This is a genomic window from Neobacillus drentensis (genome assembly GCF_036962125.1).
Classification (GTDB): domain Bacteria; phylum Bacillota; class Bacilli; order Bacillales; family Cytobacillaceae; genus Neobacillus; species Neobacillus drentensis_B.
Genome location: NZ_JBALOA010000026.1, coordinates 130625 through 142931 on the forward strand (window position 1 = coordinate 130625; position 12307 = coordinate 142931).

Annotated in this window: 14 protein-coding genes and 1 other annotated feature; of the genes, 3 read left to right on the top strand and 11 right to left on the bottom strand. The window is 38.6% G+C overall.

The window, feature by feature from the left end; genetic code table 11:
• Positions 1-591 carry a YhcN/YlaJ family sporulation lipoprotein gene (locus V7121_RS20590; protein ID WP_335500137.1) on the top strand — a complete coding sequence of 197 codons (591 nt, stop codon included), beginning with the start codon at positions 1-3 and terminating at the stop codon, positions 589-591.
• Between the two features lie 52 nt (positions 592-643).
• On the opposite strand, the gene V7121_RS20595 is transcribed toward V7121_RS20590, so the two are convergent.
• Positions 644-1237, bottom strand: a complete 594-nt coding sequence (locus tag V7121_RS20595; protein WP_335547632.1) for a GNAT family N-acetyltransferase — start codon at positions 1235-1237, stop codon at positions 644-646.
• A gap of 53 nt (positions 1238-1290) precedes the next feature.
• Entirely contained in the window at positions 1291-1494 is a 204-nt protein-coding gene (locus V7121_RS20600; RefSeq protein ID WP_335500448.1) for a DUF6501 family protein, read from the bottom strand.
• Between the two features lie 238 nt (positions 1495-1732).
• On the opposite strand from V7121_RS20600, the gene sda reads away from it, so the two are divergent.
• Positions 1733-1867, top strand: a complete 135-nt coding sequence (gene sda, locus V7121_RS20605) for a sporulation histidine kinase inhibitor Sda (protein WP_335500141.1) — start codon at positions 1733-1735, stop codon at positions 1865-1867.
• A gap of 44 nt (positions 1868-1911) precedes the next feature.
• On the opposite strand, the gene mnmH is transcribed toward sda, so the two are convergent.
• The 9 genes from mnmH to trpE form a co-directional block, all read right to left on the bottom strand.
• On the bottom strand, positions 1912-2985 hold the full coding sequence (gene mnmH, locus V7121_RS20610) for a tRNA 2-selenouridine(34) synthase MnmH (RefSeq protein ID WP_335500143.1): 1074 nt from the start codon (positions 2983-2985) through the stop codon (positions 1912-1914).
• A 191-nt stretch (positions 2986-3176) separates the two neighbouring features.
• Positions 3177-3752, bottom strand: coding sequence for a hypothetical protein (locus V7121_RS20615; RefSeq protein WP_335547633.1), 576 nt, complete (start codon positions 3750-3752; stop codon positions 3177-3179).
• Between the two features lie 318 nt (positions 3753-4070).
• Positions 4071-4856 (bottom strand): tryptophan synthase subunit alpha, encoded by a 786-nt coding sequence (gene trpA / locus V7121_RS20620; protein WP_335547635.1) that lies wholly within the window; start codon positions 4854-4856, stop codon positions 4071-4073.
• Between the two features lie 3 nt (positions 4857-4859).
• A complete protein-coding gene (trpB, locus tag V7121_RS20625) occupies positions 4860-6059 on the bottom strand; it encodes a tryptophan synthase subunit beta (RefSeq protein ID WP_335500148.1) in 1200 nt (399 codons plus the stop codon).
• Between the two features lie 5 nt (positions 6060-6064).
• Positions 6065-6682: a phosphoribosylanthranilate isomerase gene (locus V7121_RS20630; protein WP_335500150.1), complete on the bottom strand. Its 618-nt coding sequence runs from the start codon at positions 6680-6682 to the stop codon at positions 6065-6067.
• Entirely contained in the window at positions 6679-7470 is a 792-nt protein-coding gene (trpC, locus tag V7121_RS20635) for an indole-3-glycerol phosphate synthase TrpC (protein ID WP_335500152.1), read from the bottom strand. The genes V7121_RS20630 and trpC overlap by 4 nt, the downstream gene beginning before the upstream one ends.
• A complete protein-coding gene (gene trpD, locus V7121_RS20640; RefSeq protein WP_335547637.1) occupies positions 7471-8499 on the bottom strand; it encodes an anthranilate phosphoribosyltransferase in 1029 nt (342 codons plus the stop codon). It lies immediately after the preceding gene.
• Complete coding sequence (locus tag V7121_RS20645) at positions 8471-9082, bottom strand: anthranilate synthase component II (protein WP_335500156.1); 612 nt, start codon at positions 9080-9082, stop codon at positions 8471-8473. Before V7121_RS20645 ends, trpD begins: the two co-directional genes overlap by 29 nt.
• Complete coding sequence (trpE, locus tag V7121_RS20650; protein ID WP_335547639.1) at positions 9079-10467, bottom strand: anthranilate synthase component I; 1389 nt, start codon at positions 10465-10467, stop codon at positions 9079-9081. The genes V7121_RS20645 and trpE overlap by 4 nt, the downstream gene beginning before the upstream one ends.
• A 63-nt stretch (positions 10468-10530) precedes the next feature.
• Positions 10531-10780: a binding site (T-box leader), on the bottom strand.
• Between the two features lie 224 nt (positions 10781-11004).
• Here trpE and V7121_RS20655 point away from each other — a divergent pair.
• Positions 11005-12279: an MFS transporter gene (locus tag V7121_RS20655; RefSeq protein WP_335547641.1), complete on the top strand. Its 1275-nt coding sequence runs from the start codon at positions 11005-11007 to the stop codon at positions 12277-12279.
• Positions 12280-12307 lie beyond the last annotated feature (28 nt).

The window sequence follows — 12307 nt, forward strand, 5'->3', positions numbered from 1 at the left end:
ATGAAAAACAGCTTAATCATTATCGCCACCCTCATTTCAAGTCTATATTTAACTGGTTGTGCGCAGAATAATATGGATAATGAAGCAGCAAACCGACAACGAAATAAAACAGATATAACCCGAGTGAATTATACCAGCCCTCATCAGGTTGGACCAGCTATTTCAAGTGCAGATACTACTGACCCAGAACTTGACCGCAACAGAAATTATAACACTAATTCCAATTTGCGTAACAACTATACCGGAAATACCCAAACCACTCCAAGCGTATCTGGCCTGGCAGCAAAAAAAATAATCCACCTAGCTGAAGTTGACGATGCCAATGTAATTGTAAATGATAACAATGCATATGTCGCTGTAAAAATGGAACGTTCATCCCAAGGTAAACTGACTTCTGATTTGGAAAATAGGATTGCTAAAAGAATCAAATCAGCTGATCGAAACGTTGACAACGTTTATATATCTGCAAACCCTGATTTCTATGACCAAATGAATACTTATTCAGAGGTAATTCGAAATGGAAAGTCGACTTCAGGTTTTCTAGATGCATTTTCGGATACTATCCGTCGGGTCTTTCCGAATGCAAAATAGGATTAGCATAACCTTAAAAATGCCTGGCAATCAGCCAGGCATTTCCTTATCTTTATTTTTGTAGCATCATTTTTAAATGAGCATTTACATTGATCCATTCATTACTAAGAATACTAAAAAAGACTGTGTCCCTAACATATCCATCTGAAATGACCCGATCTTTTCGTAACACACCCTCCTTTACCCCGCCAATTCGAGCAATAGCCTTCTGAGATTTAATATTACGAGAATCGGTTTTTAATTGGACTCGAGTAAGGTTCCAAACATCAAAAGCATGTCTTAATAACAGGAATTTACATTCTGTATTTACCCTCGTCCGCCATACATCAGGATGATACCAAGTCGATCCAATTTCAGCACTTTTATGACGTGGCAGGATGTCTAAAAATCGAGTACTCCCAATAATTCGATTTTCATTATCTATAACAGTGAAGGTATATTCTGTCCCTTTTTCTCGTGCAATTCTCGCCGCTTTTATCATTTGTTCCATCTCGTCCTTCGAGCGAACCTTTGTCGCCATATACGTCCATATTTCATCAGGTCGGGCCGCTTCCCACAAACCATTTAAGTGATCCATGCTGATAGGTAGTAATTTAACTGTTTCCCCTTGTAATGTAAAAAGGTCGTTCCACAATTTTGTCACCATCCATTCTCCTTCCATTAGAAAAGACTGCAGGCTAAGCCACACAGTCCTTTTTTCTAAGCATCTTGGAAATATTCTTTGTAGAAGCCGCCTACTTTTCCAGTATTATCAATAATGTAATAAAATTCTTCCGTTTCATTTTTCACATCATAAATTTTCCCAACAGTTAAAGCCCTATTAACAAGATACTTTTGTGCATCTGTATGAACACATTTTATTTTCTTAATTGTTTCACGATCACGCCATGAAAGATGAATCATTATTGCCACCGTTCCTTTCATACTTTGTCCAATTCTAAGTATAATCAAAATGGTTAATAGTGTGCAACAATATCCTACTCCTTCCTTGTGCAAATCAGCTGAAAAAAAGGTTCTTTTTAATTCTAAACTATGAACTTTTTTAAGTTTTTGTTAATTTTAGGTTCTTAAATGAATCAAAAACCATTACAATTATAAAGACTGAATATTCAATCCATTTTCTCGAGGAGGCATTCAAAATATGAAAATTATGAGTAATGAGCAACTAGTTTTTTCGTATCGAGATGCATTAAAATCTGACAAGGAACAAGAATGGATTAAAATTTTAAAGGATGAAATCAAAAGGCGCGGCCTTAGACCGTTTAAAAAACGATAATATTAAAAAACCGCTGAAGGATTTCAGCGGTTTTCCATTTTACTTTAGTTATTTATTAACTCAGTAGGTAAGAGGGATAACTCTTCCAGCTTTGCGGCAACTTTGTCAGCTGCATCAACTGGATGATCTGCAAAGATTTCAAAGAATTCCCCTTCATACTCTTGCTTGGCATGGTCGTAGCGTGGATCATAATAATCTTCAAGGAGTATTCGAATCATCTCTGGATAATTTCGATCGGTGAGCGTTTTAATAAGCGAATTTCTCGTATCTATAGCTTTTATCCGCCTTAACACTTTTTCGATGCCTCCGGAAATCTGTTCGATATACCAGGGCTCATCCTTGTACGGATAGACATATTCAGAGACGAGATGCTTTACCCTTTGTTCAATCGGTGTGTTAAGGTTAATATTTATCCCTCTCATTTTTTTATCCATTAGTTCTTCCATTTGAACGGCCTTACCTATTCTTTTGCTCTCAGCCTCAACTAAAAAGTATTCTGCCTCACTTATTTCTTGAAGCCCTTTAAACAATAAGGAATCGAATGTTTTTTGATTATGTCCGTCCCCAAGGCCAATTGTTCCGAATATCGACCCGCGATGCCCTGCCATTTCTTCCAGGTCTAAAATTGGATAACCTCTTGTTTTCAAAATCTTTAGGACTTCGGTTTTTCCGACACCCGTTAGGCCATGAAGGACAACTGCTTTTTTCGGAAGCATCGTCGGTAATTGTTCAAGAATATAGTGACGATACGCTTTGTACCCACCTTCAAGCCGCCATGCATATATTCCAGCAAACTCTAAAAAGGTGACCACTGCTTTACTTCTCATCCCACCACGCCAACAATGGATAATAAGCTCGGTGTCATTGGAAACATAGTTTTTAATCGTCTGAAGAAGCACAGGAATCTTCGGAGACACCATTTCCATTGCCTTCCATTTTGCTATTGCTTGTCCCTCTTGTTTATAAATTGTCCCGATAATTTGACGTTCTTCGTCTGTAAATAAGGGAACATTGATTGCACCTGGAATGGCGCCATCTTTAAACTCAATAGGTGAGCGTATATCAATGATTATTGGGTTTTTAATCGTAAATAGTTCTTCGACTATCATTTCTTTCATATCAGCTACGCTCCTTTATTTTTTGAAAAAATAACTAATCTATTAAAACAAACAAAACTTCCACATCGGGAAGTTTCGAAAAGGGTGAACATAAAGATAAGTTTATTTCTTAAGTATAAACATATTATACAGGAAAAATGGGTTGCATTCAAGAAGCTGGGAATTACTGCTGATTGGTACTATTTTTCGAACTAATGAAAAGGTGTCCCTGTTAGTTTTTCAACAGCTTTACAAAACATATCCCAATTTCCTGGATAACTTTTCGTTCCTTCACTTTCATAGACCTTACCTTTGGTAATTAATTTAACAGACCAGTACTTTCCTTCAAGAATTATACCGTCTTCACTTCGATAAGTGGGGTACCACTCCCAGATATTTAAACTGTAAAGTTCTTTTTTAAATTCCTCCAAGTTACCAGGAACCACAGACTGATAATCTGTAAATGGGTGAAAATCCTCTTTATTTCTCCATTGCAATGCAGCAAATCTATTTTTCAAGAAATTAACGCGCACTTGATAGGAGACCCCTCCAAAACCTTCAAGAGAAGCAATTAATGAACAAGGACGTTTATCAGGATGGATTGAAATATTTCCGTCGTTAACTCGAAATACATCCTTTTTCTTTGTTACAATTGAATTAATCTGTGCAGGAAGGACTGGCATTTCGCGACTTGAAATAAGAACCTGGTTTAGCTCATTGCAAATTTGTGGAATTGGTAAAGGCCCTTTTTCTTCTAGAATGGAAAGCATTGTTTCATAAACCCTCATAATCCCACATCCTTAATTAAAGCTTTTTTTCTCCTATTTGGCGCATCAACAATCAACACTGTAAACTAAATTATAGTAATAATAGCAGATTCCCGCTGTAACAAATCACACTAATAAAAGCGGAAGCGCCCTGGTCAGCGGCGTATGGCCTGGAGCACTCCAACTGAGATAAAGGAAACACGAAGAGCGATAGCGATTCGATGTTGACTTATCGTAGGGCGGAGAGCGAAGGACACTAGCNNGTAAACTAAGTTCAAAACTTTTACTTTTTTTTCGTTTAAAAAAAGCCTACTCCCAGAAGGGTAGCAGGCTTGATACTTAGATGATCTTTGAAATTGGTTTTAACACTGACATTAACGCTTCCAACTCCTGCACGTTTTCAGAGTAAAATAAGTCAACAATCTTACTGCCAACTATAACTCCATCGCAGTATTTTGTTATCTCCTTTATTTGTTCTTGAGATGAAATGCCGAATCCGGCTAAAACTGGTATCGGACTAATCGCTTTTACAGCCTTTAAAAATTGATTTAACTCCGAATCATATTCATTCCTAACTCCTGTAATTCCCTTAATCGTTACTGTGTATAGAAAGCCCTTGCCCTTGCCTGCAATGGTTTTAATCCGCTCTAATGGTGTGGTTAACGTTACCAAACGAATCAATTCAATACCTGCTTCTTCTAATTGCAGTGTAATTATTCCTTCTTCTTCTATTGGTAAATCGGGAATGATACAACCGTCAACACCTGCAGTCTGAATATCTTGGACAAATTCATTAATACCATAGCGATAAATTGGATTTAAATACGTCATTAGAATAATAGGAACACTAACCTCACGGCGCGCTTTCTCTAGTTCGGAGATAATGTTTTTTAAGGTTGTTCCTTGATTAAGTGCCCTTATACCTGCTCGTTGGATGGTTGGTCCATCAGCAACTGGATCGGAGAAAGGAACACCCACCTCAATTGCGGTTGCACCAAATTTTTCTAACAATTTTAGGCGGTCAACTAACCCTTCAAGCCCCCCATCCCCAGCCATTATGTAGGGAACAAACGCTTTGTTATTATTTTCCTTTAATGCTGTAAAAGTTTTCTCAAAACGGTCCATCACTTATCTCCTCTCTCCGAGCCGAGTTTTCACGGTATCTACATCTTTGTCTCCGCGCCCTGAGAGACAAACGACAATCTTCTTTGATTCATCCATTTCCGCAGCAACTTTCACAGCAAAGGCAATTGCATGTGCACTCTCAAGCGCCGGAATGATTCCTTCAAGCTTAGATAAAAGCTGAAAGGCTTCAAGTGCCTCATCATCGGTAATCGAGTGATATTCTGCACGGCCTATATCATGTAAATAGCTGTGTTCCGGTCCAATCCCTGGATAATCAAGCCCGGCCGAGATGGAATGAGCTTCTTGAATTTGGCCATCATCGTCTTGTAAAAGATACATAAGTGCTCCATGTAATACACCTGGACTTCCTTTGGTTAAGGACGCTGCATGATATTCAGTATCAACACCCTGTCCAGCTGCTTCCACGCCATACATTTTGACATCTTCCTCTTCGATAAATGGGTAAAACATGCCCATTGCATTGCTTCCCCCGCCAATACAGGCAACTAATGCGTCAGGCAGCGCTCCTTCACTAACAAGGAATTGTTGTTTTGTTTCCTTACCAATTACACTTTGAAAATCTCTGACCATTTGTGGAAATGGATGCGGCCCCATAACCGAGCCCAGTAAATAGTGGGTATCATCTACGTTTTCAACCCAGTACCTTAAAGCCTCATTTACGGCATCTTTCAAGGTTGCACTTCCAGAGGTCACACTGACGACCTTAGTGCCCAGCAATTCCATCCGAAATACATTTAACGCCTGTCTTTTGATATCTTCCTCGCCCATAAACACGATACACTTAAGATTTAATAATGCACAAACAGTGGCAGTTGCTACACCATGCTGACCTGCTCCTGTTTCAGCAACAATTTTCTTCTTTCCCATCCGCACCGCTAAAAGTGCCTGCCCGATGGCATTGTTTATTTTATGAGCACCAGTATGGTTTAAATCTTCTCTTTTTAGAAAAATTTTAGCACCGCCTGCATGTCGTGTAAGATTCTCTGCATAGTATAATGGCGTTTCCCGACCAACATAGTTTTTTAATAATTGTTGAATCTCAGCATGAAAGGTTGGATCTTTCTTTGCGCTCTCATAGGCCTCACCAAGTTCAATTACTGCTTTCATTAAGGTTTCTGGGACAAATCTTCCCCCAAAAATGCCGAAGTGGCCTTTCTCATTTGGTAATGTATAGGTGTTCATTCCTTTTACCTCCCTACAGGTGTACTTTTAGCTTTTTCGATAAATGTTTTTATCTTTTTTACATCCTTTTTCCCATCGGTTTCTACTCCTGAGCTCACATCAACCATGAATGGCCTGATAATTCGAATCGCTTCCTGTACGTTTTCTGGATGTAAACCACCGGCAAGGATCACTTTTTGCCTATTAATCAAACTGGGATTGACCTCACTCCAATTAAAGACCGTTCCATTCCCACCTCTGTATTTTCCTTTAGGGCTATCGAGTAAAATATAGTCACTTGGAAACTCTGCTAAAGCCGCTAAGCTCTCATTCCCTTGAAAACTGATTGCTTTTATAACCGGCAAAGAAAGTGTTTCACTGAATAATGCTGTTTCGTCCCCGTGCAATTGGATATGTGTAAGTCCCACAATAGAAGCAATGTTCTCGATTGTTTCTTTTGATTCATTCACAAATACGCCAACCTTATCGACTTCTTTTGGTAAATGACTAATAATTTCTTTTGCTCTTTCAATGGAGACTTCTCGCTTACTTTCTGCGAAGACAAACCCAAGGACATCAGCACCAGATTGAACCGCAGCAACTCCTGTTTCCACATCCATGATTCCACAAATTTTCACTTTCATCGATTTGCACCTTCTTTAAGGGGCAAACGAAAGTCAATAAACGATTGTTTGATATTCGAACTTTTCATTAGCGATTCCCCTACCAAAATTCCATTTGCCCCTGCATTTCTCACCCGCATTACATCCGCTTGATGATGGATCCCACTCTCACTAATTAGGTAAGCTCCTGTGCTTTTTACCATCGAAGCTAAGCTTTCAGTTACTTCAAGTGAAACATTAAAGGTCTTTAAGTCGCGATTATTTACTCCAATCAACTTCGCACCTGTTTTTAGGCCTTTTTCCAATTCCAGCTGATTATGAACCTCGACCAATATTTCAAGTCCTAGATTTTTAGCATAATGAAAAAGTTCACCTAGTCTTTGTTCGTCTAACGCTGCTACAATCAATAAAATAATATCCGCACCATTTGAGGCAGCTAGCTTTATTTGCAGCTCATCAATAATAAAGTCTTTACAGAGAATCGGCAGATTGACTTTGCTCCGAACCGCTCTTAAATCATCAAACGAACCTTTAAAAAAGGTTTGGTCCGTCAGTACAGATATGGCCGATGCACCAAATTCTTCATATAGACCCGCCTGATAGGAAGGCTCAATCACATTATTAATGATTCCTTTTGAAGGCGATGCCCGCTTAAACTCAGAAATGATTGCCATCTCATCCGCGGCTGCCAACTTCTTAATAAATGACCTTTTCGGCTCGCTTATATTTTCGAATGGCTGGCTACCCTCACGAAGTAAAGAAACTTCCCTTTTCTTTTGGTCAATAATTTTATCTAAGATGGTTGTCACTTATATCGCCTCTTTCTGACCTGCTGCTTGTGATTTTTCAATTAAAGAAGTTAATTTTTCATAAGCTGCGCCAGAATCAATGATTTCTCTTGCCATTAAAATCCCCTCAGTAATGGAATCAGCTTTACCAGCTGTTAATATCCCAAGACCGGAATTGAGTAATACCGTATCACGGTAAGCACCCTTTTCACCTTTTAATACATGGATTAAGATTTCAGCATTCTGCTTAGAATCCCCACCCCTAATACAACTGTTATCATATTGTGGGAGATTAATTTCTTCTGGAAAAAAAGATTGATTCGTAATCTTGCCACTTTCTAAAAGAGTTAAATGGTTTTCGCCCTGAAGTGATGCTTCATCCATAAAGCCCGCACCATTGATGACAATTGCCCGCTTCCGTCCTAGCTTTAACAGTACTTCAGCAAATACATTCAATAGGTCTCTCCGATACACACCTAACAATTGATAGTCCAACTCAATCGGATTGGTAAGTGGTCCGATAAAATTAAAAATAGTTGGGATTTTTAACTGTTTTCTAACTGTCATAACTCTCTTTAATTTCGGATGAACATTTGGTGCGAACAAGAAAGATAGGCCTATTTCTTGAAGGATTTCTTCTGTCCGTTCTGAGGAAAGGTTTAAATTAATTCCTAAGTATTCGAGCACATCGGCACTTCCTGTTTTACTAGATACACTTCGATTGCCATGCTTGGCAACAGGAATTCCTGCACCAGCAATCACAAATGCCGAGGTAGTACTGACATTAAAACTAGAAGATCCGTCTCCGCCAGTCCCACAATTATCGATAACACCAGAAAATTTCTCTTTAAATTTTAGCGTATTTGCCTTCATCGCTTTTACAATCCCTGTAATTTCTTCGACTGTTTCCCCTTTTGATTTCAATCCCATCAGAAAAGCAGCAATTTCAGATTCAGAAACCTCCTCACCTAAAATGCAACTTACGGCTTCCTCCATTTGATTTTCGGAAAACGATTCATGTTCAGCTAATTGGAGTAAATAATTTTTCACTTTTCTTCATCCTCCCTATCTCTTCTAAAAAATTATTTAGGATTTGCTTACCTGAAGGAGTACCAATGGACTCCGGATGAAATTGAAGACCAAAGACGGGATAGTGACGATGTCTGACCGCCATAATTTCCTGATCATCATCAGAATGAGCAATACACTCGAGGCTTCTAGGAATACTACCTTTATCAATTATTAATGAATGATAGCGCATCACTTCTAATGGATTGGGGAGATCCTTAAATAAACCATTGCCATGATGTGTTATAAATGATGTTTTACCATGCTTGATAATAGCTGCCCTTTGAATCACTCCTCCGAATGCAGCACCAATTGCCTGATGGCCGAGGCAAATTCCTAAAATCGGGATATGTTCATAAAATGATTGAATGAGTTCGACACAGATCCCGGCATCTTCCGGCTTTCCAGGCCCAGGGGATAGAATTATGGCTTTCGGGTTTAATTCCTTAATTTGCTCGATGCTTACCTGGTTATTTCTTAAAACAGTCATTTGTTCCCCTAATTCACCCAGATATTGATAGAGGTTAAAAGTAAATGAATCAAAATTATCTACCAATAAAATCATTTCTCACCCTCCAAAAAAGAGTTTAGTTTGTTTATGGTTTCTTGATATTCTGACTCCGGGTTAGAGTCATAAACGATTCCTGCCCCAGCTTGAATATAGGCTGCATCATCTTTTAAGATCATCGTTCGGATGGCAAGAGCAAAGTCCATATTTCCATCTGCTGATAAATAACCCACTGCTCCTGAATATAAGCCTCGTTTGGATTTCTCCAACTGGTTAATTATCTCCATCGCACGAACTTTTGGAGCTCCCGAAACAGTCCCAGCAGGCAGGCAGGCAGCGAGGGCATCAATGGCGGTCTTCCCAGATTTTAATTGCCCGCTTACTTCAGAAACAAGATGCATCACATGACGGTATTTTTCGACTGCCATATACTTATCCACATGAACTGAACCAAATTCACAGATTTTGCCAAGATCATTTCTCCCGAGATCGACGAGCATTTTATGCTCAGCTAATTCCTTTTCATCATTTTTCAATTCCTTTTCAATTAACAAATCTTCATCGTTTGTGCTGCCGCGTTTTTTTGTCCCTGCGATTGGATTCGAAATGACCGTCCTGCCTCGTGTTTTAATTAAACTCTCAGGCGATGAGCCAATAACGGTATAGGCGTCAAATTCAATATAAAACATATATGGAGTAGGATTATTGGCACGATGCTTCCGATAAAGTGATAATGGATCTCCGCTAAATGTTGATTTCATTCTTCGGGAAAGAACTACTTGAAAAATATCACCTGCTAAAATATGTTCCTTCGCTGCTTCTACATTCTTGATAAACGTTTCTTTTGATGTTTCAGAATCAAAACCGGAAAAATAAAATGGTTCCTCTGTTGGGTAAAAGGTAGGCTGCTTTAGTTCCTCAATCCGCTCAATAATCCTTTTTTCAATTAACGCGTTATTGCTATCCTTGACTAAAGGGCAACCACAAAGTAAAACCTTATCTTCTAGGTGATCAAAGGCGATGATTTCTTCATAAAACATTAAGTGTACATCTGGCATTTCCATTTCGTTTTGATATTCTTCACCAATGACTTCATATTGCCTGATAATGTCATATCCCACGTAACCGACCGCGCCGCCAATAAACGGAAAGGGAACCCCATCAAAGCCTTCCTGGGGGACCAACTTTTTTAATAACTCTAGAGGGTTCTCTTTTACTACTTTCTTGTCTCCATTTCGGTGAATAATTTCATTACGATTACCTCTTGAAATAAGCTCAAAAGCCGGGTCCGCACCGATAAAAGAATATCGCCCTGAATCATTGTACTTATGAGAACTTTCCAATAGGAATTTCTTTGTTCCGCTAATTTTTTTTAGGATGGAAATAGGAGTAAGCGTGTCTCCTTTAATTTCCTTAATTAAATAATCCGTTTTTATGTTCATTCATTATAGACTCCTTTCTAAATAAAAAAAATCGTCCTCTATATGCGCAAAAATTTTGCGCATATAGAGGACGATTCTATGGTCGTGGTGCCACCTCCATTTGAAGCAGATTAGTAAACCTGCTTCCTCTTCAGATACGGAATTATTCATTCGATATCCTATCCTTTTAACGGCGGAGCCCCGTGCATCCCTACTAAGGTTCAAGATGCCTCTCACAAGTCCATTCCACAAATTCTTTCTTATCGGGCTCCCACCTACCCCGACTCTCTTAGAAGAATAAAATTAGTGTACTCCTCTTGTTCAACGAGTTAATTATTAAGTTTAGTGTTGATGTTGATTTATATCCTACGCAATTTCACCCTTAAAGTCAAGAAAAAATTTAGAATATTTAAAATAACTAAGCGATTCATTCCTTGCTTACATTGTATCCCGAAAAATTTCATTTATTCCATTTAAAGGATTTTCCAACTAGGGTTTTTTCATGTGATTAAGTAAATAGTAAGAGTAGAAATTAAATGAAGGCGGGATTGAAGATAAATGGAGCATATTGAACATTTAAGCCAAAATCCTAAAGCTGCAAAAAAGAAAAAGTCAGCGGCTGGAGAGAAGAAGTCCGGCGAGGTATCTAAACAAAAGTGGGCAATCGTCTCACTATCTTCCATTCCTCTCGTCATGACATTGGGAAATTCGATGTTAATACCTGTATTACCTTCAATGGAAAAGAAATTATCGATTTCATCCTTTCAAACTAGTATGATTATTACCGTATATTCGATTGTTGCTATATTTTTAATACCTATTGCCGGTTACTTATCAGATCATATCGGCAGGAAAAAGGTAATTATCCCAAGTTTGATTATTTCAGGTATCGGCGGTTTGATTTCCGGTTATGCTTCATGGAAGTTAAATGACGCTTATTGGATTATTTTAATTGGACGAGCATTGCAGGGCGTTGGGGCAGCTGGTGCGGCTCCTATTGTTTTACCACTGGTTGGTGATATGTTTAAAAATGATGATGATGTCAGCAGCTGTTTGGGATTAATTGAAACATCGAATACATTCGGAAAAGTTTTAAGCCCAATATTGGGGGCATTCCTAGCAGGATTTATCTGGTTTTTACCTTTTTTCTCCATCCCAATATTTTGTGCCCTTTCAGTTCTAATGATTATTTTTTTGGTCAAATGTCCAAAGACCAATGAAAAACCAATTCCCTTTAAAGATTTTTTCATCAATGTAAAGAAGACCTTTACTGAAAAAGGACGCTGGCTCTATTCCATCTTTTTTATTGGAGGCATTCTCATGCTTGTCCTTTTTGGAATATTGTTTTACCTTTCGGAAATCTTTGAAAAGGAATATGGCATTAAGGATATCAAAAAAGGAATTTTTTTAGCATTACCCCTTGGAGCACTTTGTTTATCCTCATTCATTAGCGGAAAAGTCATTAAGAAAAATAAAGTTCTAATGAAATGGTTAACCTTTATTGGGATTGTCGCTGCGGCAGTTTCTATCGCAGCACTGTGGTTTTCCATTAAGTTGTGGTACATGATTATCATGTTCCTCATCAGTGGAGTGGGTATCGGTATTAGCCTCCCTTGTCTCGACGCCCTTATAACTGAAGGAGTTGAAAAGGAAGAACGTGGAACAATTTCGTCAATCTATAGTTCGATGAGATTTATCGGAGTGGCAGCAGGACCTCCGATTATTGCCCTGTTATTAAAAAGTTCTACACATTGGATTTTCATTCTTTTAAGCAGTCTTAGTATCGTGGCAGCAATTGTTGCATTAATTGCGATTAAACCGAAGGCAGAATAAGAAAAGCGGAAGCGCCCTGGTCAGCGGC

Excerpts from the sequence above, each read along its gene's own strand:
- V7121_RS20590 (WP_335500137.1), top strand. The coding sequence starts at position 1 with ATGAAAAACAGCTTAATCATTATCGCCACCCTCATTTCAAGTCTATAT.
- V7121_RS20595 (WP_335547632.1), bottom strand. The coding sequence starts at position 1,237 with ATGGTGACAAAATTGTGGAACGACCTTTTTACATTACAAGGGGAAACA.
- V7121_RS20600 (WP_335500448.1), bottom strand. The coding sequence starts at position 1,494 with ATGATTCATCTTTCATGGCGTGATCGTGAAACAATTAAGAAAATAAAA.
- sda (WP_335500141.1), top strand. The coding sequence starts at position 1,733 with ATGAAAATTATGAGTAATGAGCAACTAGTTTTTTCGTATCGAGATGCA.
- mnmH (WP_335500143.1), bottom strand. The coding sequence starts at position 2,985 with ATGAAAGAAATGATAGTCGAAGAACTATTTACGATTAAAAACCCAATA.
- V7121_RS20615 (WP_335547633.1), bottom strand. The coding sequence starts at position 3,752 with ATGAGGGTTTATGAAACAATGCTTTCCATTCTAGAAGAAAAAGGGCCT.
- trpA (WP_335547635.1), bottom strand. The coding sequence starts at position 4,856 with ATGGACCGTTTTGAGAAAACTTTTACAGCATTAAAGGAAAATAATAAC.
- trpB (WP_335500148.1), bottom strand. The coding sequence starts at position 6,059 with ATGAACACCTATACATTACCAAATGAGAAAGGCCACTTCGGCATTTTT.
- V7121_RS20630 (WP_335500150.1), bottom strand. The coding sequence starts at position 6,682 with ATGAAAGTGAAAATTTGTGGAATCATGGATGTGGAAACAGGAGTTGCT.
- V7121_RS20645 (WP_335500156.1), bottom strand. The coding sequence starts at position 9,082 with ATGATTTTATTGGTAGATAATTTTGATTCATTTACTTTTAACCTCTAT.
- trpE (WP_335547639.1), bottom strand. The coding sequence starts at position 10,467 with ATGAACATAAAAACGGATTATTTAATTAAGGAAATTAAAGGAGACACG.
- V7121_RS20655 (WP_335547641.1), top strand. The coding sequence starts at position 11,005 with ATGGAGCATATTGAACATTTAAGCCAAAATCCTAAAGCTGCAAAAAAG.